This window comes from Tabrizicola fusiformis (assembly GCF_013328815.1).
Classification (GTDB): domain Bacteria; phylum Pseudomonadota; class Alphaproteobacteria; order Rhodobacterales; family Rhodobacteraceae; genus Fuscibacter.
The window spans coordinates 26,334-46,787 of record NZ_JABUHN010000004.1; the positions used below are offsets into that span (position 1 = coordinate 26,334).

Consider the following 20,454-nt stretch of genomic DNA (forward strand, 5'->3'; position numbering starts at 1 on the left):
CCGAAATGAGGAAAGACCGATGGCGAAGGCGATGTCAGGCGCAATGACCGGCGCAAGGATGGTGGTTCAGGCTCTCAAGGATCAGGGGGTCGATGTCGTCTTCGGCTATCCGGGCGGGGCCGTTCTTCCGATCTATGACGAGATCTTCCTGCAGAATGACATCCGTCACATTCTGGTGCGCCACGAACAGGGCGCCATCCATATGGCCGAGGGCTATGCCCGCTCCACCGGCAAGGTGGGCGTGGCACTGGTGACCTCGGGCCCCGGCGCGACGAATGCGGTGACGGGTCTGACCGATGCCCTTCTGGACAGCATTCCGATCGTGGTGTTGTCGGGTCAGGTGCCGACCTTCATGATCGGCACCGATGGCTTTCAAGAGGCCGATACCGTGGGCATCACCCGACCCTGCACCAAGATGAACTGGCTGGTGAAGGACACGGCGAAGCTGGCCGACACCATCCATCAGGCTTTCCACGTTGCCAAATCGGGCCGCCCCGGCCCGGTTCTGGTGGATATTCCCAAGGATGTGCAATTCGCCACCGCCGAATATACCCCGGTCCAGCGCGCCCGCACCTCGCATTACCAGCCGCGGCTGAAAGGCGATATCGACGCCATCACCGCCATGGTGGAGATGCTGGAAACCGCCGAACGCCCGGTGTTCTACACCGGCGGCGGCGTGATCAACTCCGGCTCCGGTGCCAGCCAGTTGCTGCGCGAGTTTGTGGAGGCGACCGGATTTCCCATCACCTCCACCCTGATGGGTCTGGGCGCCTATCCGGCTTCGGGCAAGAACTGGCTCGGGATGCTGGGGATGCATGGCCTTTATGAGGCCAATCTGGCGATGCATGGCTGCGATCTGATGATCAACGTCGGCGCGCGGTTCGATGACCGCATCACCGGCCGGATCAAGGATTTCAGCCCGCACAGCCGCAAGGTGCATATCGACATCGACGCCTCCTCGATCAACAAGGTGATCCGGGTGGATGTGCCGATCCTGGGCGATGTCGGCCATGTGCTGGAAGACGCCCTGCGCATCTGGAAGGCCCGCGGCCGCAAGGTGAACAAGGAGGGTCTGGCCAAATGGTGGAAGCAGATCGCCGAATGGCGTGCGGTCAACTGCCTTGACTACAAGGGCTCGACCAAGGTCATCAAACCGCAATACGCCCTGCAACGGCTTGAGGCGCTGACCAAGGGGATGGACCGTTACATCACCACCGAGGTCGGCCAGCATCAGATGTGGGCGGCGCAGTTCCTTGGCTTTGAGGCGCCGAACCGCTGGATGACCTCGGGTGGTCTGGGGACGATGGGCTATGGCCTGCCCGCCTCGATCGGCGTGCAGATCGCCCATCCCGAGGCGCTGGTGATCAACGTCGCCGGTGAGGCGTCCTGGCTGATGAACATGCAGGAAATGGGCACGGCGATGCAGTTCCGCGCCCCGGTCAAGCAGTTCATACTGAACAACGAACGGCTTGGCATGGTGCGCCAGTGGCAGGAACTGCTGCACGGTGAGCGGTATTCGCAAAGCTGGTCGGAAAGCCTGCCCGATTTCGTGAAACTGGCCGAAGCCTTTGGCTGCAAGGGTATCAAGGTCTCGGACCCCGCCGATCTGGACGACGCCATTCTGGAGATGATCCGCTATGACGGGCCGGTGATCTTTGACTGCCTTGTCGAGAAGCACGAAAACTGCTTCCCGATGATCCCGAGCGGCAAGCCGCATAACGAGATGCTCTTGGGCGAGGCGGACACGCAGGGCGTGATCAAGGCGGCTGGCGCGGTGCTGGTGTAATCGGGCGGACCGGGGGCTTGCCCCCGGACCCCCAGGATATTTTTACCAAGATGAAAGGGGCAGCCCATGTCGGCGCTCAACATCAAACGCGGCTCGACGAGCCATTCGGCCTATGACCTGCGCGACCCCAATGCGGAAGTGATCGAAAGCCATACGCTGGCGATTCTGGTCGAGAACGAGCCGGGCGTGCTGGCCCGGGTGATCGGGCTTTTCTCGGGCCGCGGTTACAACATCGAAAGCCTGACCGTGGCCGAGACCGACCATGCGCGGCATCTGAGCCGGATCACCATTGTCACCTCTGGCACGCCGCAGGTGATCGACCAGATCGAGGCGCAGTTGCGCCGCATGGTGCCGGTGCATGACGTGCATGACCTGACCGCCGAAGGGCCGTCGGTGCAGCGCGAACTGGCGCTGTTCAAGGTGGCCGGCAAGGGCGAAGCGCGGATCGAGGCGCTGCGGCTAGCCGAGATTTTCCGGGCGCATGTGGTGGACAGCACGCTGGAAAGCTTTGTCTTCGAGATGACCGGCACGCCGGAGAAAATCGACAGCTTTGCCGATCTGATGCGCCCGCTGGGCCTGAAAGAGATCGCGCGGACCGGCGTGGCGGCGCTGTCGCGCGGCGTGTGACGCGACCTGCTGACGCGGGCCATTTCCCCGGCCCGCGCCCTGCCCTATGCTGGGGCCGAACGCAGGAGACCGCCGATGATCACCGAGCTTGGACATTTCGCACTCGCGCTGGCGCTGGCCGTGGCGCTGGTGCAGGGCAGCCTGCCGCTGATCGGGGCGGCGCGGGGCGACCGGCGCCTGATGGCGCTGGCGGCGCCTGCGGCCACGGCGCAATTCGTGCTGATCGCGGCGGCCTTTGCGGCGCTGACCTGGGCCTTTGTGACCTCGGATTTCTCGCTGGCGCTGGTGGCGGGCAATTCGCACACGCTGAAGCCGATGCTCTACAAGGTGTCGGGCGTCTGGGGCAACCACGAGGGGTCGCTCCTGTTGTGGCTGCTGGCCCTGTCGGGCTTTGGCGCCTGTGCCGCCTGGTTCGGCGGCAACCTGCCCGAAAGCCTGCGGGCGCGGGTGCTGGCGGTGCAGGGGCTGATCGGGATGGCCTTTCTGGCCTTCCTCTTGTTCACCTCGAACCCGTTCCTGCGGATGGCGGTGCCGCCCTTGAATGGGGCCGACCTGAACCCCCTGCTGCAAGACCCCGGGCTGGCCTTCCATCCGCCCTTCCTCTACCTCGGCTATGTTGGCCTTTCGATGAGCTTTTCCTTCGCTGTCGCCGCCCTGATCGAGGGGCGGATCGACGCGGCGTGGGCGCGCTGGGTGCGGCCGTGGACGCTGGCGGCTTGGGTGTTTCTGACCATCGGCATCGCGCTTGGCTCGTGGTGGGCCTATTACGAATTGGGTTGGGGCGGGTTCTGGTTCTGGGATCCGGTGGAAAACGCCAGCTTCATGCCATGGCTGATTGCCGCCGCCCTGCTGCATTCGGCCATCGTGGTGGAAAAGCGCGAGAGCCTGAAGGCATGGACCATCCTTCTGGCCATCCTCGCCTTTGGCTTCAGCCTGATCGGCACTTTCATTGTGCGGTCGGGGGTGATCACCTCGGTCCACGCCTTTGCCAATGATCCCGAGCGGGGGGTGTTCATCCTGCTGATCCTTGGTGTGTTCATGGGCGGCGCGCTGACCCTGTTCGCGGCGCGGGCGGGCGCGCTGGAGGCCAAGGGCGTCTTTGCCATGGTCAGCCGGGAATCCGCGCTGGTGTTGAACAACCTGCTCTTGGCGGTGGCGGCCTTTGTCGTGTTCATCGGCACGATCTGGCCCTTGGTGGCCGAGATGCTGTGGGGCCGGGTGCTGTCGGTGGGCGAGCCGTTCTTCAACGCGGCCTTTACTCCCTTCATGGTGGCGCTGGCCGTGCTGCTGCCCGTGGGGGCGCTGATGCCGTGGAAGCGGGGCGATCTGGGCGGCGTGCTGCGGCGGCTGATGCCGGTGGCGGTGCTGGCGCTGGCATTGGGTGCGCTGGTCTGGGCGGTGCAGACCGGGCGGTCGGCGCTGGGTCCGATTGGGGCGGCGCTGGGGCTTTGGGTGGTTTTCGGCGCGGGCGTGGACCTGCTGACGCGGGCCGGGCGCGGGCCGCTTGCCGCGCGGCTGGGCCGGATCGGCCGCCTGCCCCGCGCCGATTGGGGCCGGGTGACAGCCCATGCCGGGCTGGGCGTCACGATCTTTGCCGTGGCCGCGATCAATGCCTGGATGATCGAGGATATCCGCGTCGCCCGTCTGGGCGAGACCTTTCCGCTTGGCCCCTATCAGGTCACCCTGAAGGCGGTGCATGAGGAGGAGGGGCCGAACTATACCACCACCATGGCGGAAATGGTGGTGAGCCGCGGCGGCCGCACGGTGGCCACGCTTTTCCCCGAAAAGCGGGTCTATCCGGTGCAGGCGATGCCGACGACCGAAGCGGCGATCTCGAACGGGTTCTTCAACGACATCTATCTGGTGATCGGCGATGCGCAGGAGGGCGGCGGCTATGCCGTGCGCGGCTATGTCAAACCCTTTGCCAACTGGATCTGGGGCGGCGCGTTGTTGATGGCTTTGGGCGGGTTCCTCAGCCTGACTGACCGGCGCTATCGCCTTGCCGCGGGCGCGCGGCGGGCGGTGCCTGCGGCCCATCCGGCGGAGTAGGCGATGCGTGCGTTCCTTCTGGCCCTGATGCTGCTGACCGCCCTGCCCGCCTTTGCGGTGCAACCCGATGAGGTGCTTGCCGATCCCGCGCTGGAAGCCCGGGCGCGCGAGATTTCGCGGCAATTGCGCTGCCCGGTCTGTCAGGGCGAAAGCATTGACGATTCCAACGCCCCGATCAGCCGCGACCTGCGCCTTGCAGTGCGTGAGCGGCTGGTGGCGGGCGACAGCGACGATCAGGTGATCGACTATGTCGTCACCCGCTTTGGCGAATTCGTGCTGTTCAACCCGCGCGCCAGCGGATCGGGTCTGATCCTGTGGCTGGCGGGGCCGGCGATGCTGCTGGCGGGGGGGGCGATTGCCTTTGCCGCCACCCGGCGCCGGGCGCGTGAGACCGAAGCCGAGGGGTTGAGCGCCGCCGATCAGGCGCGGCTGGCCGAATTGCTGCGGGAAGACAGCCCGAAGTGACGCGGGGTTCCGCTTTTCCCCGGTGAAGCCGCCGCTAACATGGCGGCAACAGGGAGAAGCACCATGAGCCAGCCGAACGTCACCTATGCGCTTGAAGACGGCGTTGCCGTCATCGCCCTCAACCGGCCCGAGGTGATGAATGCCCTCTCCACCGCGCTGCGGGGCGAATTGCGCGCGGCCATCGCCCGGGCGGTGGGTGAGGCGCGGGTGCTGGTGCTGACCGGCACGGGGCGGGCGTTCTGCTCGGGTCAGGATCTGGCCGATGCACAGGCGGCGGGGGCGGTGGATTTCGAGCGGATCCTGAACGAAGAATATGTCCCGATGCTGAAAGACATCACCGACTGCCCGCTGCCGACCATCGCGGCGGTGAACGGGGCGGCGGCGGGGGCCGGGGCCAATCTGGCCCTGGGCTGCGATGTGGTGATCGCCACCGAAAGCGCCAGCTTCATTCAGGCTTTCACCCGGATCGGGCTGGTGCCGGATGCCGGCGGCACCCATTGGTTGCCGCGCCAGATCGGCCTCGCCCGCGCTATGGGGGCGATGCTTTTTGCCGACAAGATCAGTGCCCGTCAGGCCGCCGACTGGGGCATGATCTATGAGGCGGTGCCGGATGATGTCTTTGCCGCGCATTGGCGGGCACGGGCGGCGGCGCTGGCCGCCGGGCCGGGGCTGGCCTACCGCGGCATCAAACAGGCGCTGCGGGTCAGCTTTGCGCAAGACCTTGATGCGCAACTGGCGCTTGAGGCGCGGTTGCAGGGCGAATGCGGCGGTTCCGCCGATTTCCGCGAAGGCGTGGCGGCGTTCCTGCAAAAACGCGCGCCGAAGTTTTCCGGGCGGTGAGTGCCGGGATGGGCAGAATTGCCCATCCTACGGAAACCTTCCGCCCATCCTAACGGCGACCCGCGCGGCGGGTGGACAACAGAAGGTTGGTCTCGCTGGTCATCACGCCGTCGATGCTGCGGATGCGGTGGATCACCTCGTCCAGCTCCAGCAGGGTCTGCGTCGCCAATTCGGCGATCAGATCCCATTTGCCATTGGTCGAATGCACCGCCATCACCGCCGGGATGCCCTGCAACCGCGCCATCACCTTTTCGCCGCCGCGCCCCTCGATCCCGATCATCATCAGCCCGCGCACCGGCGCCGCCGTGACATCGCCCCGCGTCAGAACGGTAAACCCGGCGATTTCGCCCCGCGCCACCAGCCGCTCCATCCGGGTCCGCACCGTGCCCCGCGCCAGACCCAGCCGGTCGGCCAGATCGGACAGCGCCGCACGCCCGTCGCGGCGCAATTCGGCGATCAGCCTTTGGTCCACTTCGTCCAGATCGGCCAATCCATCCTCCGCTTTGGTCAAATCTCTTATCGAAACGTCATAAATTCCGCTATGATCTGGCGCAAGATGAAAACACCCTGTTCCAAAGCCCAGGAGAGAGCCATGCCCAGAACCATCCTCATCGGTGCGCCCATCGACGAAGGCCAGCGCCGCCCCGGTTGTCTGATGGGGCCTGCCGCCTATCGCGTGGCAGGTCTGGCGCGGGCGATTTCGGAACTGGGCCACGGGGTGGAGGATTGGGGCGACATGACCCTGCCCGACCTTCGCCCGGCCACCTGCGCCAATCCGGCGGTGCATTCGCTGGCCGAATGCATCGGCTGGACCGAGGTGCTGGCCGACAAGGTGGATGATGCCCTGTCGCAGGGCGCGCTGCCCATCGTTCTGGGCGGCGATCACAGCCTTGCGCTCGGCTCGGTCGCCGGGGCTGCGGCCTATGCCCAGCGACAGGCGCGGCCCCTCTTCCTGCTCTGGCTGGATGCGCATTCCGATTTCCACACGCCCCTGACCACCGAAAGCGGCAATCTGCACGGCACGCCGGTTGCCTATATCGCCGGGCGCGAGGGGTTTGACGCCTTCCCGCCCTTCCCCGCGCCGATCCCGGCAGAGCGGATTTGCCTTTACGGCATCCGCTCGGTCGATGCCGCCGAACATACCGCCCTGTTGCGCCATGACATTGCCATCAACGACATGCGCGTGCTGGACGAACGGGGCATCGTTGCCCCCCTGCGCGAATTCCTGACCATGGTGCGCGAGGCGGGGGGGATGCTGCATGTCAGCCTCGATGTCGATTTCCTCGACCCTTCCATCGCGCCGGCCGTCGGCACCACGGTTCCCGGTGGCACCACCTTCCGCGAGGCGCATCTGGTGATGGAATTGCTGCATGAAAGCAGCCTTGTCACCTCGCTCGATCTGGTCGAGCTGAACCCCTTTCTGGACGAACGCGGCAAGACGGCCAAGCTGATGGTCGATCTGGTCGGCTCTCTCATGGGCCGCAAGGTGTTCGACCGCCCCACCCGCAGTTTCTGAGGTCTGTTATGAACGCCCCCTCGCCGCAGGCTTTTGTGCCTTTCGTTTCGGTCGCCAATATGATGCGGCTGGTCCATGCCATTGGTATTGAACGGTTCATGACCGATCTGGTGGAGGAGATCGAGGCCGACTTCCGCCGCTGGCCCCTCTTCGACAAGACGCCCCGCGTGGCGAGCCATTCCGATGTCGGGGTGATCGAACTGATGCCGACCTCGGACGGTGAGACCTATGGCTTCAAATACGTCAACGGCCATCCGTCGAACATGCGGCGGGGGTTGCAGACGGTGACGGCCTTTGGCCTTCTGGCGGATGTCGGCACCGGCTATCCGCTGCTCCTGTCGGAAATGACCATCCTGACCGCGCTGCGCACGGCGGCGACCAGTGCGATGGCAGCGAAATGGCTGGCGCCTAAGGGGGCGGACTGCATGGCCCTGATCGGCAACGGCGCGCAGGCCGAGTTTCAGGCGCTGGCCTTCGGTGCCGTCTGCGGCGTGACGGAAGTGCGGCTTTACGACATCGACCCGGCAGCCACCGCGAAATGCGCGCGCAATCTGGCCGGGCGCGGGCTGCGGGTGGTGTCCTGCGCCAGCGCGGAAGAGGCGATTTTGGGGGCGCAGATCGTCACCACGGTCACCGCCGACAAGCAATATGCCACCATCCTGACCGACAACATGCTGGGCGCCGGGGTGCATCTGAATGCGGTCGGCGGCGATTGCCCGGGCAAGACCGAGCTGCACCGCGACATCCTGCTGCGGTCCGAAATTTTCGTGGAATATCCGCCCCAGACCCGGATCGAGGGCGAGATTCAGCAACTGCCGCCCGAGCATCCGGTGCGCGAGCTGTGGCAGGTGATCGCGGGCCAGGCGCCGGGGCGGCAGTCGGCGGCAGAGGTGACGCTGTTTGACTCGGTGGGTTTCGCCATCGAGGATTTTTCGGCCCTGCGCTATGTCCGGCGCAAGCTGGCCGAAACCGGACTGGCCGAGCAACTGGACATGATCGCGGACCCCGATGATCCGCGCGACCTGTTCGGCATGGTGATGCGCGCGGCCTGATACCGCGCGATTGTGCCCAGCCCGAATTGCCGGTCCTCGGATCGTAGGATGGGCAATATTGCCCATCCTACGGATGCGCCCAATCCCTCAGCCTGCCGCTAATGCAGGCGGAACTCTTTGACCACATGGCGCCATTCGCCGGGCGCAATCAGTTTGCGATGCGTGAAGCGGACCGAATGCAGCGGGCCGTCGATCTGCTCCTGCCAGAATTCGATGAAACGGAAAAGCTCGGGGTAATCGGGGGCCAGATCATAGGCTTGCCAGAGGAAGCTGTTGAGAACATTGCGATAATCCGGCATCCGGTAGTAAAGTTCCGCCGTGGTCAGACCATATCCCCGCAGCATCAGTTCCGTCTCGTTCTGCATCCGCATGTCTCCTGTTCCGGCTCCCCCTTGGGCCAGCTTGGCAGAATCGGATTAAGTTTCAATGAAAACAATCTGTTGGCACTATGGGCCGCTGGCTGCCAATGCAATGCGCCCGCGGCATTGCACCCCATGGCTTGCATGGTGTAAGGTCTGGCCAACAATATCTGGACCCCTGCCGGAAAGGCAAAGCCAACGTGACCGATAGCCCCGAAGACCTTGAAAAGACCGGAGAAACCCCGGAGCGGCCGACCTATCACGGCCCGCAGGTGGATATCTCGCAAGAGATGCGGACGGCCTATCTCGACTATGCGATGAGCGTGATCGTCTCCCGCGCCATTCCCGACCTGCGCGACGGGCTGAAACCCGTGCATCGGCGCATTCTGTTTGCGATGGCCGAAAGCGGCAACAGCCATGACAAGGCCTATCGCAAATCGGCGCGCCCGGTGGGCGACACGATGGGGAAATACCACCCCCACGGCGATAGCGCGATCTATGACGCGCTGGTGCGGATGGCGCAGCCCTTTTCGATGAGCCTCAAGCTCTTGGACGGTCAGGGCAATTTCGGCTCGATGGATGGCGATGCGGCGGCGGCCATGCGCTATACCGAAGTGCGGATGGACAAGCCGGCGGCCTATCTCTTGGCCGATATCGACAAGGATACCGTCGATTTTCAGGACAATTACGACGGCAAGGACCGCGAGCCGACCGTTCTGCCTGCTCGTTTCCCGAATATGCTGGTCAACGGTGCCGAGGGCATTGCGGTCGGCATGGCCACCCGCATTCCGCCGCACAATCTGGGCGAGGTGATCGACGGCACGCTGGCGATGATCGAAAACCCCGACATCAGCATGGAAGCACTGATGGAGCATATCCCGGCGCCGGATTTTCCCACCGGGGCGCAGATTCTGGGCCGTTCGGGCGCGCGCAAAGCCTATCTTGAGGGGCGCGGTTCGGTCATCATCCGGGCGAAAACCCATATCGAGGAAATCCGCAAGGACCGCTGGGCCATCGTGATCGACGAGGTGCCCTATCAGGTCAACAAGGCCCGGATGATCGAGATCATCGCCGAGCAGGTGCGCGAGAAGAAGTTGGAAGGCATTTCCGGCGTCGCCGATGAAAGCGACCGGATCGGTGTGCGCGTGGTGATTGAACTGAAGCGCGATGCGACGCCGGATGTGGTGCTGAACCAGCTTTACCGCTTTACCCCGATGCAGACCTCGTTCGGCTGCAACATGCTGGCCTTGAACGGCGGGCGGCCCGAGCAACTGACCCTGCGCGACTTTCTGAGCAATTTCATCACCTTCCGCGAGGAAGTTGTCGCCCGCCGCACCGCCTTTGAACTGAAGAAGGCGCGTGAGCGCAGCCATGTGCTGTGCGGTCTGGCTGTGGCGGTCTCAAACGTGGATGAGGTGGTCCGCACCATTCGCGCCTCTGCCGATGCTGCCGAAGCGCGCGAAAAACTGATGACGCGGCGCTGGCCCGCGCATGACATCGCCGCCTATATCCGGCTGATCGACGATCCAACCCACACGATGAACGAGGATGGCACCTATAACCTGTCGGAAGTGCAGGCGCGGGCCATTCTGGAACTGCGGCTGCAACGGCTGACGGCACTTGGCGTCAAGGAAGTCACCGACGAGCTTGAGGAACTGGCGGGCAAGATCAAGGATTACCTTGAAATCCTGGGAAGCCGTGAGCGGATCATGGCAATCATTTCCGCCGAACTGCTTGAGGTCAAACAGCTTTTCGCCGTGCCACGCCGGACCGAGATTGTCGATTGGTCGGGCGATATGGAAGACGAAGACCTGATCGAGCGCGAGGATATGGTCGTCACCATCACCTCGGGCGGCTATATCAAGCGCACGCCCTTGGCCGAATTCCGCAGCCAGAACCGCGGCGGCAAGGGCCTCGCCTCGATGGCGACCAAGGAAGATGATGTGGTGACCACGCTCTTCGTGGCCAATACCCATACGGCACTGTTGTTCTTCACCACCGATGGCATGGTCTACAAGATGAAGACCTGGCGCCTGCCGCTGGCGGGGCGCACCGCCAAGGGCAAGGCGATGGTCAACATCCTGCCGATTGCGCCGGGCGTGTCGATTGCCGCGCTAATGCCGGTGGATGTGCCCGAGGAGGATTGGGCCAATCTGCAAATCGTCTTCGCCACCAGCGACGGCGATGTGCGGCAGAACGATCTGTCGGATTTCACCAATGTCCTGCGCAACGGCAAGATTGCCATGAAGCTGCCGGAGGGCGTTTCGCTGGTGAATGCCGCCATTGCCGACGATACCGACGATGTGATGCTGGTCACCCGTCTGGGCCGGGCGATCCGGTTTTCGACCACGGAAATCCGGGTATTCAAATCGCGCGGCTCGACCGGCGTGCGCGGCATCCGTCTGGCCGAGGGGGATGCGGTGGTCTCGATGGCGATCATCCGCCATTTTGAGGCTGAACCGGATGAACGGGCCGCCTATCTCAAGCAGCGCCGCCTGATGGCCGGGGTCACCGACGAAACGGAGGCGGATGACGAGGAAGAGGTGCCCGCAGGCAACCTCTCGCCCGAACGCTATGCCGAAATGTCGGCGGCCGAAGACCTGATCCTGACGATCACCACCTCGGGTTCCGGCAAGCTGTCGTCCAGCCATGATTACCCGGTGCGCGGACGCGGCGGCATGGGCGTGAAGGCGATGGATGGGGCGATGCGCGGCGGGCCGCTGGTCGCCAGCTTCCCGGTGGAGATGACCGACCAGATCATGCTGGCCACCTCGACCGGCCAGTCGATCCGGGTGCCGGTGGCGCAGATCAGCTTCCGCTCGCGCTCGGCGGGCGGGGTGAAGGTGTTCAACACCGGCGGCGACGAACAGGTGGTTTCGGTCGCCCGCGTGGCCGAACAGGGGAATGAGTGATGGAACTCTTGAAGCTTTGGCTGCCGTTCATCATTTTGGTCGGCGTCTGGATTTTCTTCCTGCGCGGCTTTCGGCAAAGGCAGGAATGGTCAAGAAAGATGATCCATGAAAACAATGCGTTGCTGCTGCGGATCGCAGAGAGCAACGAAAGGATTGTCGCGTCACTGGAGGCCAGGCCCAAGTGAGTCTGATCATCGCCGCGCGGCTGGCCGAACTGGCCGCGCGGCACGAGACCACCAGCTACGGCGCCCTCGCCCGTGACCTTGGCCTGCGGATGGGCGAACTGACCGCCGCGCTTGAGGCCCTGATGGAAGAGGATGCCGCCCTTGGCCGCCCCTTCTGCGCCGTGGTGGTGTCTGCGCGGGGCAGCGCCCTGCCCGCCCGGGGTTTCTTTGACAAGGCCGCGGAACTGGGCCGTCCGGCCGTGGATCAGGCCGCCTTTGTCGCCGACGAACGGCAGGCACTGACGCAAGGCTGATCGGTGCATCTCTGCACGTCTCGCCTGCGGCCATCGGTATATATGCGAATCTTCGCACCATGTATCTGAGCGTCATGCCCGAACCGGGTGAGACAAGGATCAGATCATGGACAAATTCACCACCTACACCCCCTTCATCGCCCGGCTGCTGCTGTCGGCGCTGTTTATCGTCGGCGGCCTTGGCAAGCTGGGCGATGTGCAAGGCTTTGCCGGCTACCTCGGCATGGGCGGCCTGCCCGGCTTCCTCGCATGGCCGGCGATCCTGTTTGAAATCGCTGTCGGCGTTTCGATGATCATCGGCTTCCAGACCCGGATCATGGCGCTGCTGGCCGCCGCGTTCTGTGTGGTGACGGCACTGCTTTACCACTTCAACTTTGCCGATCAGGTGCAAAGCATCATGTTCCTGAAAAACCTCGGGCTGGCCGGTGGCTTCCTGATGGTCTTTGCCCATGGCGCGGGCAAACCGGCGCTCGACAAGGCGTAAGTTTCAGGCGCGGCTTTCAGAAGACCCGGGGGATCGCATCCTCCGGGTCTTTGCGTTCCGGTCCCTGCTTTCCCGGTGGTCAGGCTTTCCTTCCGGGCTGAAACCCCCTAAATCCGGGGCATGACAGAGACACTTCACATCGTCGGCGGCGGCATGGCCGGCTCCGAAGCGGCTTGGGCCGCGGCCAACATGGGCCTGCCCGTGGTGATCCACGAAATGCGACCCAAGGTCGGCACCTTCGCCCACCGGACCGGGCTTTTCGCCGAGATGGTCTGTTCGAACTCCTTCCGCTCGGATGATCATGAGCGGAATGCCGTGGGCCTTCTGCATTGGGAAATGCGGGCGGCGGGCGGGCTGGTCATGGAAATGGCCGAGGCGCACCGGCTGCCTGCGGGCGGTGCTTTGGCCGTGGACCGCGATCCCTTTGCCGAGGCGGTTACGGCGCGGTTGCGGGCACATCCGCTGATCTCGGTGGCCGAGGGCGAAATCACCGAACTGCCGCAGGAGGGCCATTGGATCATCGCCACCGGCCCGCTGACTTCGGGCGCGCTGGCGGAAAGCATCCGCGCGGCGACCGGGGCCGAGGCGCTGGCGTTTTTCGACGCCATCGCCCCCATCGTCTATGCCGAAAGCGTCGATATGTCGGTGGCCTGGATGCAGAGCCGCTATGACAAGGGCGAAACGGCCGAAGAACAGACCGCCTATATGAACTGCCCGATGGACAAGGCGCAGTATGAAGCCTTCATCGACGCCGTGCTTGCCGCCGAAAAGACCGAGTTTCATGAGGGCGAAACCGCCGGATATTTCGACGGCTGTCTGCCGATCGAAGTGATGGCCGAACGCGGGCGCGAGACGCTGCGCTTTGGCCCGATGAAGCCGGTCGGCCTGACCAACCCGCATTCCGAAAAGAAGCCCTATGCCGTGGTTCAACTGCGCCGCGACAACAAGCTGGGTACGCTCTATAACATCGTCGGCTTTCAGACCAAGATGAAGTATGGCGCGCAAACCGATGTTTTCAGGATGATTCCGGGGTTGCACGATGCCAGCTTTGCCCGGCTGGGCGGCATTCACCGCAACACCTTCATCAACTCTCCCACGCTGCTGGACGACCGGATGCGGCTGAAATCGCGGCCCAACATCCGCTTTGCCGGGCAGATCACTGGGGTCGAAGGCTATGTCGAAAGCGCGGCCATGGGCCTTCTGGCCGGGCGGATGGCGGCGGCCGAGCTGCTCGGGCGCGATCTGCCGCCGCCGCCGCCCGAAACCGCCACGGGCGCGCTGATCACCCACATCACTGGCGGGGCCGAAGCGAAGACCTTCCAGCCGATGAACGTGAACTTTGGCCTCTTCCCGCCGATTGATGCCAAGGGCGGGCGCCGGGGCCGCAAGGACCGTTACAAAGCCTATACCGACCGCGCCAAGGAGGCGTTTGCCGGGTGGCTCGGGTAACGCGCTTTGCCCCCTCGCCCAGCGGGCCCTTGCATCTGGGCCATGCCTATGCGGCGCTGGTCGCGGCGGAACGGGGCGAGCGTTTCCTGCTGCGGATCGAGGATATCGACCGCGCCCGCTGCAAACCCGAATGGGAGGCGGCGATTTATGACGATCTGCGCTGGCTCGGGCTGAGGTGGGAAACCCCGGTGATGCGGCAGTCCGAACGGCCGACAGTCTATGAGGCGGCCCTTGCACACCTGTCCCAGTCGGGGCTGACCTATCATTGCACCTGCACCCGCGGCGATATCCGGGCGGCTCTGTCGGCACCTCAGGAGGGCGCGCAGATCGGGCCCGATGGGCCGGTCTATCCGGGCACCTGCCGGGGTAAGAGGCATGGCGCGGGCGCCCTGCGGCTGGACATGGGCGCGGCGATGGCGCGGCTGGGGGATGTCTTTTTCACCGATACCGGCACCCGGCCCGGGCTGCACCGCTTTGACGCGGGCCGGATGGTCCGCGAGGTGGGCGATATCGTGCTGGCGCGCAAGGATATCGGTGTGGCCTATCATCTGGCGGTGGTGGTGGATGATGCCGCGCAGGGCATCACCGAGGTCACCCGCGGCGAAGACCTGTTCGAGGCGACGGCAATTCATGTGGTGCTGCAACGGCTTCTGGGCCTGCCCACCCCCGCCTATCACCACCATCGCCTGATCCGCGACGCTCAGGGCAAGCGGCTGGCAAAGCGCGACGATGCGCGCGCCTTGGCAAAATACCGGGCCGAGGGGGCGACGCCGGGGGATATCCGGCGGCTGGTGGGGCTGTAGCCAGGTTTCTTGCAAGAAACCTGCAAATTCCTTGGAAGGAATTTGGAAGATCCTTCCAAGGATTTTCCGTCACGCCATCGGCGCCATGATCTCCACTTCCTCACCGCCCCGGATCGCCGTGTAGAAACAACTGCGCCGGTTGGTGTGGCAGGCCGGCCCCTCTTGCGCCACCAGCGCCAAAAGGCAATCACGGTCGCAGTCGAGGCGCAGTTCGATCAGCCGCTGCACATGGCCCGAGCTTTCGCCCTTGATCCAGAAGCTCTGGCGCGAGCGGCTCCAATAGGTCACCCGCCCGGTTTTCAGCGTCTCCGCCACGCTTTGCGCATTCATCCAGGCGAACATCAGGATTTCCCCCGTCGCCGCCTCTTGGGCGATGCAGGGGATCAGGCCGTTGGCGTCATACTTTAGGCTTGCCGGGTCGAAGGACATCGGGCAGCTCCTTGGCGTTTCCTGGGCGAGGGCTTATCTTGGCGCAGAGCAAAGGGGAAGCCATGAGCGACAGCGACCTGATCAAGCTTTACTCCGGCCAGATCCTGCAACTGGCGGCCTCGATCCCGCATCTGGGGCGGTTGGCCGAACCCAGCGGCAGCGCGAAAAAGCGCAGCCCGCTGTGCGGGTCAACCGTGACGGTCGATCTGGTGATGCAGGATGGCCGGGTGGCCGCATTCGCGCAGGATGTGAAAGCCTGCGCGCTGGGTCAGGCTTCGGCAGCCATTCTGGGAGGCGTGGTGCTGGGCCGCAGCCTTGCCGAACTGGAAACGGCGCGCGATGCGCTCGCCGCCATGTTGAAGGACGGTGGCCCGGTGCCCGCGGCGCCCTTTGACGGCTATCAGGTGCTGCTGCCCGCACGCGACTACAAGAACCGCCACGCCTCGATCCTTCTGGCGCTGGAGGCGACCTGCGCCGCGGCAGCCGGATAGAAAAAGCCGCCGCACAGCGGGGCTGGCGGCGGCAAGTGGCGTCTTGAGCCAGGCAGCGGCGGGGACAGCCGCGCATCCGGGGCAGGATGCAGGCCCGGCGGGGCAAGATCGCAGGCAGACTTCAGACAGCGCCGGTCAGCGACAGACCGACATAAAGCAAAGCAAAGAGCGAGAGGACGCCAAGCGCATCCTCAATCAGCGTGGCGCGCGAGCGGTTCAGGATATCGGCGATCTCTTCCAGCATGGCTTCCTCCTATGTTGCCCGATTGTTCTCATGTGATTCACGAATCGTCAAGAACTTTTGCGGAACATATGCGAACAAAGAGGTCACATGGGGGGCAAAGCTGCCGGTCAGCCGACAGAGATCAGCCGGATCGCCCGGTCCTGATCCAAAAGCCAGAGCAGGAACCGCACCGCCTTGCCGCGCGGACCGGTCAGACCGGGGTCATCGGCCAGAAGGCGGCGGGCATCGGTCTGCGCCACCGCCATCAGCCCGGCCTGCCGCTCCAGATCGGCCACGCGAAAGCGCGGCAGGCCGGATTGCGCCGTGCCGATCAGATCGCCCGCGCCGCGGATCGCCAGATCTTCCTCGGCAATGCGAAAGCCGTCTTCGCTGTCGCGGATCACCTTCAGCCGCCGCTCGGCGGTTTCCGAAAGCGGCGCCTGATAGAGCAACAGGCAGGTGGAGTCTGCCGTGCCCCGCCCGACCCGGCCGCGCAACTGGTGCAACTGGGCAAGACCGAAAATCTCGGCCCGCTCGATCACCATGATCGAGGCATTGGGCACGTTCACGCCCACCTCAATCACCGTGGTCGCCACCAGAACCTTGGTGTCGCCGGCCACGAACCGCGCCATGGCGGCATCCTTTTCGGCAGGCGGCATCTGGCCATGGACCAGCCCGACCACCTCGCCCAGCACCGCGCGCAGGCTGGCAAAACGTTCCTCGGCGCTGGCATAATCGACGAGTTCGGATTCCTCGACCAGTGGGCAGACCCAATAGACCTGCCGCCCCTCGGCCACCGCGCGGATGAGGTGGCCGACCACCTCCTCCATCCGCGCATCGGAAATCAGCGCGGTGCGGATCGGTTTACGGCCCGCAGGCTTTTCATCCAGCACCGAAACGTCCATGTCGCCATAGCTGGCCAGCGCAAGGCTGCGCGGAATGGGGGTGGCCGTCATCACCAGGACATCCGCCGCCGCCCCCTTGGCGCCCAGTTCCATCCGCTGTGCCACGCCGAAACGGTGCTGCTCATCCACCACGGCCAGCCGCAGGTCGTGGAAGGCCACATCCTTTTGAAACACCGCATGGGTGCCGACCAGAATCTGCAACCGGCCATCGGCCAGCGCAGCGAGCTTGGCCGCCCGCTCCGCCCCCTTGTCGCGCCCGGTCAAGAGGTCAAGCCGAACCCCGGCGGCGGCGGCCAGCGGGGCCAGCCCCTCATGGTGTTGCCGCGCCAGAATTTCGGTCGGCGCCATCATCACGCCCTGCCCGCCCGCCTCGACCGCGATCAGCAGCGCGAGGAAGGCGACCAAGGTCTTGCCCGCCCCCACATCGCCCTGCAACAGCCGGTTCATCCGCAACGGGTTTTCCATATCCTGCGCGATTTCGGCCAGCGCACGGGTCTGGGCGCCGGTGGGCGCGTAAGGCAAGCTTTTCAACACCTTGGCCTGCAAGACGCCGTTGCCGCGTGTCACCTGCCCCTTGGCGCGGCGCAGGGTGGCGCGGGCCAGCGCAAGGGTCACCTGATGGGCAAACATCTCATCATAGGCCAGCCGCTGCCGGGCGGGCGCGGTCAGGGCAAGGTCGGCCGCACCCGCAGGCGCGTGGATCTCGCAGAGCGCGCGGTTCCACCCCGGCCAGCCTTCGCGCGCCAGAAGCGGGCCGTCGATCCATTCCGGCAACTCCGGCACCCGCCGCAGCGCCCCCGCCACCGCCTTGGCCACCAGCTTTTGCGTGATGCCGGCGGTCAGGGGATAGACCGGCTCAAACTCCGGCAGTTCGGCAGCCTCTTCGGGGCGCAGCACATGGTCGGGGTGGACCATCTGCGCGATGCCGTCGAAAAGTTCGACCTTGCCGGACACCAGACGGCGCTGTCCGGTCGGCAACAGCTTCTGCAGATAGTCGGCGCGGGCATGGAAGAAGACCAGTTGAAACTCAAGCATCTGATCCCGAACGAAAATCCGGTATGGCCGCCCCTTGGTGCGCGGCGGCTGGTGCAGGCCGACCTCCACCTCAACCGTCACCGTGCAGGGTGGTACCACCTCGCGGACACTGGCCTTGCGGCTGCGGTCAACTGCGGAATGCGGCAGCAGGAAGAGCAAGTCCTTGGGCCGCGCCACCCCCAGCGCGGCAAAGGCGCGGGCGGTCTTGGCGCCGACACCCTCCAGCGTTTCAAGCTCCGCAAACAGCGGGAAAAGCGGGACCGGACGGCTCATCCCTGCGCGGCCAGCGCAAGCCAGGCGTCCTCGTCGATCACCTCGATGCCCAGCCGGGCGGCATCCCTGGCCTTGGAGCCGGCGCCAGGACCGGCGATCAGCAGATCGGTTTTGGCGCTGACCGAACCGGCCACCTTGGCCCCCAAAGCCTCGGCCCGCGCCTTGGCCTCGGCCCGCGACATTTTCTCCAGCGTGCCGGTGAAGACGAGGGTTTTTCCGGCGATCGGGCTGCCTTCGGTCTGGCGGCGCGGCGGCGGCAGGATGGTCAATTGTGCCGCCAGCCGGTCAATTTCGGCCCGCTCCACCGGATTGGCGAAGGCATCCGACAACGACAGCGCCAGAACCGGCCCGATGCCATCGGTGCCGACCAGATCGGTCCAGGCGGCACGGGCCGCCTCCGGCGCGGCATCGAGCAGGGGTTTGCGCAGCTCGGTCAGCCGCGCCCGGCGATTTTCGGTGCGGGCCGCGGCGCGTTCGGCCTCCACGGCGGCATCGGCGGCGCGGTGGGCCAGCGCGGCCGGGCGGGCAAGGTCCAGCGCCTGGGTCAGCGCCGCCCAGCTTCCGTAATGGCGGGCAAGGTCGGCCGCCGCCGCCTCGCCCGCATGGCGGATGCCAAGGGCAAAGATCAGCCGGTCGAGCGGAATGCTGCGCCGGGCCTCGATGGCGGCAAACAGCTTGGCCACCGAGGTTTCGCCGAACCCATCCCGGTTCTTCAGTTTTTTCAGCGGATTGGCCGCGTCTCTTGCGGCAAGGGTAAAGATGTCAGCGGGGGTTTTCACCGGCAGATCGGTATCTTTGAAAAACATTTCCACCTGTTTGATGCCCAGCCCCTCGATGTCGAAGGCGCCGCGCGACACGAAATGCCGCAGCCGCTCCACCGCCTGCGCCGGGCAGATCAGGCCGCCGGTGCAGCGGCGGACCGAATCCCCCTCCTCACGCACGGCGGGGCTTTGGCATTCGGGGCAAATATCAGGAAAGACAAAGGCTTGCGCATCGTTGTTGCGGCGCGTCAGATCAACATCGGCGATCTTCGGAATGACATCCCCGGCGCGGTACACCTGCACCCAATCCCCCACGCGGATATCCTTGCCGCCGCGGATCGGCGCGCCCGAGGAATCGCGGCCCGCGATGTAATCTTCGTTGTGCAGCGTGGCGTTGGAGACCACCACGCCCCCCACCGTTACCGGCGCCAGCCGCGCCACCGGCGACAGCGCGCCGGTGCGGCCCACCTGAATGTCGATGCCCAGAAGCGTGGTCCAGGCCAGTTCGGCGGGAAATTTATGCGCAATCGCCCAGCGGGGCGTGGTTGACCGGAACCCCAGCCGCGCCTGCAGCGCCAGATCGTCCACCTTGTAGACCACGCCGTCGATGTCATAGCCAAGCGTGGCGCGCTGCGCCTCGATCCTGCGGTAATGTGCCAGCATTTCGGCCGGGGAGCTGCACAGGACCGTCAGGGGATTTGTCTGAAACCCCAAGGCGTTGAGCCGCGCAATGGCGCCACTTTGCGTGGTTGCCAGAGGGTCCGACAGCGCCCCCCAGGCATAGGCGAAAAACCGCAGCGGCCGGGCGGCGGTGATCGTGGCATCCAGTTGGCGCAGACTGCCCGCGGCGGCGTTGCGCGGATTGGCAAAGGTCTTGTCGCCCTTGGCCGCCTGCCGGTCGTTCAGGGCGGCGAAATCGGCGTGGGACATATAGACCTCGCCCCGCACCTCAAGCACCTCGGGCGCGCCGGTCAGGTGCTGCGGAATATCGGCGATGGTGCGGGCGTTTTCGGTGACATTCTCGCCCACCTCGCCATCGCCACGGGTTGCGGCCTGCACCAGAGCCCCGCCCTCATAGCGCAGCGACAGAGAAAGCCCGTCGATCTTCGGTTCGGCCGTATAGGAAAGCGGGCCGTCATGGTTGAGATAACGGCGCACCCGGTCGTCGAAATCGGCCACGTCACCGTCTTCAAAGGCATTTTCCAGCGAGAGCATCGGCACGGCATGGGTGATCTTGCCAAAGCCCTCAGCCGGACCGGCGCCGACCTGATCGCTGGGCGAATCGCTGCGCTTCAGTGCGGGAAAGGCCGCCTCGACCGCGGCATTGCGCCGTTTCAGGGCGTCATACTCCGCATCCGATATCTCGGGCGCGTCGAGCGCATGGTAGGCCGTGTTCGCCTGCGCCAGAGCCGCAGCCAGCCGGGCCAGTTCGGCCCGCGCTTCGGCCTCGTTCATCTGATCCACTGGCTTGGCGTCCATCGCGCATCCCCTCTGTTCCCCCCGAACCTAGGGGGCCG

The 20,454-nt window shown here is 65.1% G+C and carries 20 protein-coding genes; 14 read left to right on the forward strand and 6 right to left on the reverse strand.

Annotated elements, in window-relative coordinates:
• Positions 1-31: 31 nt before the first annotated feature.
• The 5 genes from HS053_RS07260 to HS053_RS07280 all read left to right on the forward strand — a co-directional run bounded on the left by HS053_RS07260 (position 32) and on the right by HS053_RS07280 (position 5,767).
• The gene (locus HS053_RS07260) at positions 32-1,786 is read left to right on the forward strand and encodes an acetolactate synthase 3 large subunit (RefSeq protein WP_458358888.1); all 1,755 of its coding nucleotides are present in this window, start codon (positions 32-34) and stop codon (positions 1,784-1,786) included.
• Between the two features lie 66 nt (positions 1,787-1,852).
• Entirely contained in the window at positions 1,853-2,413 is a 561-nt protein-coding gene (ilvN, locus tag HS053_RS07265) for an acetolactate synthase small subunit (protein ID WP_174210567.1), read from the forward strand.
• A gap of 75 nt (positions 2,414-2,488) precedes the next feature.
• Positions 2,489-4,462 carry a heme lyase CcmF/NrfE family subunit gene (locus HS053_RS07270; protein WP_174210568.1) on the forward strand — a complete coding sequence of 658 codons (1,974 nt, stop codon included), beginning with the start codon at positions 2,489-2,491 and terminating at the stop codon, positions 4,460-4,462.
• A gap of 3 nt (positions 4,463-4,465) precedes the next feature.
• Positions 4,466-4,927 (forward strand): cytochrome c-type biogenesis protein, encoded by a 462-nt coding sequence (locus HS053_RS07275; RefSeq protein ID WP_174210569.1) that lies wholly within the window; start codon positions 4,466-4,468, stop codon positions 4,925-4,927.
• A 63-nt stretch (positions 4,928-4,990) separates the two neighbouring features.
• Positions 4,991-5,767: an enoyl-CoA hydratase-related protein gene (locus tag HS053_RS07280; protein ID WP_174210570.1), complete on the forward strand. Its 777-nt coding sequence runs from the start codon at positions 4,991-4,993 to the stop codon at positions 5,765-5,767.
• Positions 5,768-5,816: 49 nt separating this feature from the next.
• Here HS053_RS07280 and HS053_RS07285 read toward each other — a convergent pair whose 3' ends face one another.
• Positions 5,817-6,248: an Lrp/AsnC family transcriptional regulator gene (locus tag HS053_RS07285; protein WP_174210867.1), complete on the reverse strand. Its 432-nt coding sequence runs from the start codon at positions 6,246-6,248 to the stop codon at positions 5,817-5,819.
• A 111-nt stretch (positions 6,249-6,359) separates the two neighbouring features.
• Here HS053_RS07285 and rocF point away from each other — a divergent pair, with 111 nt between their 5' ends.
• Together rocF and HS053_RS07295 are read left to right on the forward strand one after the other, a co-directional pair.
• Positions 6,360-7,283: an arginase gene (rocF, locus tag HS053_RS07290; RefSeq protein WP_174210571.1), complete on the forward strand. Its 924-nt coding sequence runs from the start codon at positions 6,360-6,362 to the stop codon at positions 7,281-7,283.
• Positions 7,284-7,291: 8 nt separating this feature from the next.
• Complete coding sequence (locus HS053_RS07295) at positions 7,292-8,335, forward strand: ornithine cyclodeaminase (RefSeq protein ID WP_174210572.1); 1,044 nt, start codon at positions 7,292-7,294, stop codon at positions 8,333-8,335.
• 98 nt (positions 8,336-8,433) lie between these two features.
• Here the strand turns inward: HS053_RS07295 and HS053_RS07300 are convergent, their stop codons facing one another.
• Complete coding sequence (locus HS053_RS07300) at positions 8,434-8,700, reverse strand: usg protein (RefSeq protein ID WP_458358883.1); 267 nt, start codon at positions 8,698-8,700, stop codon at positions 8,434-8,436.
• A gap of 194 nt (positions 8,701-8,894) precedes the next feature.
• Between HS053_RS07300 and gyrA the strand changes: the two genes are divergently transcribed.
• From gyrA to gluQRS, 6 genes are all read left to right on the forward strand, one after another.
• Complete coding sequence (gene gyrA, locus HS053_RS07305; RefSeq protein WP_347233305.1) at positions 8,895-11,606, forward strand: DNA gyrase subunit A; 2,712 nt, start codon at positions 8,895-8,897, stop codon at positions 11,604-11,606.
• A complete protein-coding gene (locus HS053_RS07310; protein ID WP_174210575.1) occupies positions 11,606-11,791 on the forward strand; it encodes a hypothetical protein in 186 nt (61 codons plus the stop codon). The genes gyrA and HS053_RS07310 overlap by 1 nt, the downstream gene beginning before the upstream one ends.
• Entirely contained in the window at positions 11,788-12,084 is a 297-nt protein-coding gene (locus tag HS053_RS07315) for a hypothetical protein (protein WP_174210576.1), read from the forward strand. The genes HS053_RS07310 and HS053_RS07315 overlap by 4 nt, the downstream gene beginning before the upstream one ends.
• A gap of 106 nt (positions 12,085-12,190) precedes the next feature.
• A complete protein-coding gene (locus HS053_RS07320; protein ID WP_174210577.1) occupies positions 12,191-12,568 on the forward strand; it encodes a DoxX family protein in 378 nt (125 codons plus the stop codon).
• 120 nt (positions 12,569-12,688) lie between these two features.
• Positions 12,689-14,017: a methylenetetrahydrofolate--tRNA-(uracil(54)-C(5))-methyltransferase (FADH(2)-oxidizing) TrmFO gene (gene trmFO, locus HS053_RS07325; protein WP_174210578.1), complete on the forward strand. Its 1,329-nt coding sequence runs from the start codon at positions 12,689-12,691 to the stop codon at positions 14,015-14,017.
• Positions 14,005-14,820: a tRNA glutamyl-Q(34) synthetase GluQRS gene (gene gluQRS / locus HS053_RS07330; protein WP_174210579.1), complete on the forward strand. Its 816-nt coding sequence runs from the start codon at positions 14,005-14,007 to the stop codon at positions 14,818-14,820. The genes trmFO and gluQRS overlap by 13 nt, the downstream gene beginning before the upstream one ends.
• Positions 14,821-14,889: 69 nt before the next feature.
• On the opposite strand, the gene hisI is transcribed toward gluQRS, so the two are convergent.
• Positions 14,890-15,249, reverse strand: coding sequence for a phosphoribosyl-AMP cyclohydrolase (hisI, locus tag HS053_RS07335; RefSeq protein WP_174210580.1), 360 nt, complete (start codon positions 15,247-15,249; stop codon positions 14,890-14,892).
• 62 nt (positions 15,250-15,311) lie between these two features.
• Between hisI and HS053_RS07340 the strand changes: the two genes are divergently transcribed.
• Positions 15,312-15,740 carry an iron-sulfur cluster assembly scaffold protein gene (locus HS053_RS07340; protein ID WP_174210581.1) on the forward strand — a complete coding sequence of 143 codons (429 nt, stop codon included), beginning with the start codon at positions 15,312-15,314 and terminating at the stop codon, positions 15,738-15,740.
• 121 nt (positions 15,741-15,861) lie between these two features.
• Here HS053_RS07340 and HS053_RS22495 read toward each other — a convergent pair whose 3' ends face one another.
• From HS053_RS22495 to ligA, 3 genes are all read right to left on the reverse strand, one after another.
• On the reverse strand, positions 15,862-15,984 hold the full coding sequence (locus HS053_RS22495) for a hypothetical protein (protein ID WP_277817045.1): 123 nt from the start codon (positions 15,982-15,984) through the stop codon (positions 15,862-15,864).
• A 107-nt stretch (positions 15,985-16,091) separates the two neighbouring features.
• A complete protein-coding gene (gene recG / locus HS053_RS07345; RefSeq protein WP_174210582.1) occupies positions 16,092-18,176 on the reverse strand; it encodes an ATP-dependent DNA helicase RecG in 2,085 nt (694 codons plus the stop codon).
• On the reverse strand, positions 18,173-20,416 hold the full coding sequence (gene ligA / locus HS053_RS07350; RefSeq protein WP_458358884.1) for an NAD-dependent DNA ligase LigA: 2,244 nt from the start codon (positions 20,414-20,416) through the stop codon (positions 18,173-18,175). The genes recG and ligA overlap by 4 nt, the downstream gene beginning before the upstream one ends.
• Positions 20,417-20,454: the final 38 nt, after the last annotated feature.

Bases quoted from the DNA above. Each gene is read 5' to 3' on its own strand.
- HS053_RS07275 (WP_174210569.1), top strand. From the start codon at position 4,466: ATGCGTGCGTTCCTTCTGGCCCTGATGCTGCTGACCGCCCTGCCCGCC.
- HS053_RS07340 (WP_174210581.1), top strand. From the start codon at position 15,312: ATGAGCGACAGCGACCTGATCAAGCTTTACTCCGGCCAGATCCTGCAA.
- HS053_RS07310 (WP_174210575.1), top strand. From the start codon at position 11,606: ATGGAACTCTTGAAGCTTTGGCTGCCGTTCATCATTTTGGTCGGCGTC.
- ilvN (WP_174210567.1), top strand. From the start codon at position 1,853: ATGTCGGCGCTCAACATCAAACGCGGCTCGACGAGCCATTCGGCCTAT.
- recG (WP_174210582.1), bottom strand. From the start codon at position 18,176: ATGAGCCGTCCGGTCCCGCTTTTCCCGCTGTTTGCGGAGCTTGAAACG.
- HS053_RS22495 (WP_277817045.1), bottom strand. From the start codon at position 15,984: ATGCTGGAAGAGATCGCCGATATCCTGAACCGCTCGCGCGCCACGCTG.
- ligA (WP_458358884.1), bottom strand. From the start codon at position 20,416: ATGGACGCCAAGCCAGTGGATCAGATGAACGAGGCCGAAGCGCGGGCC.
- HS053_RS07300 (WP_458358883.1), bottom strand. From the start codon at position 8,700: ATGCAGAACGAGACGGAACTGATGCTGCGGGGATATGGTCTGACCACG.
- HS053_RS07295 (WP_174210572.1), top strand. From the start codon at position 7,292: ATGAACGCCCCCTCGCCGCAGGCTTTTGTGCCTTTCGTTTCGGTCGCC.
- hisI (WP_174210580.1), bottom strand. From the start codon at position 15,249: ATGTCCTTCGACCCGGCAAGCCTAAAGTATGACGCCAACGGCCTGATC.
- rocF (WP_174210571.1), top strand. From the start codon at position 6,360: ATGCCCAGAACCATCCTCATCGGTGCGCCCATCGACGAAGGCCAGCGC.
- trmFO (WP_174210578.1), top strand. From the start codon at position 12,689: ATGACAGAGACACTTCACATCGTCGGCGGCGGCATGGCCGGCTCCGAA.
- HS053_RS07320 (WP_174210577.1), top strand. From the start codon at position 12,191: ATGGACAAATTCACCACCTACACCCCCTTCATCGCCCGGCTGCTGCTG.
- HS053_RS07280 (WP_174210570.1), top strand. From the start codon at position 4,991: ATGAGCCAGCCGAACGTCACCTATGCGCTTGAAGACGGCGTTGCCGTC.
- HS053_RS07260 (WP_458358888.1), top strand. From the start codon at position 32: ATGTCAGGCGCAATGACCGGCGCAAGGATGGTGGTTCAGGCTCTCAAG.
- HS053_RS07270 (WP_174210568.1), top strand. From the start codon at position 2,489: ATGATCACCGAGCTTGGACATTTCGCACTCGCGCTGGCGCTGGCCGTG.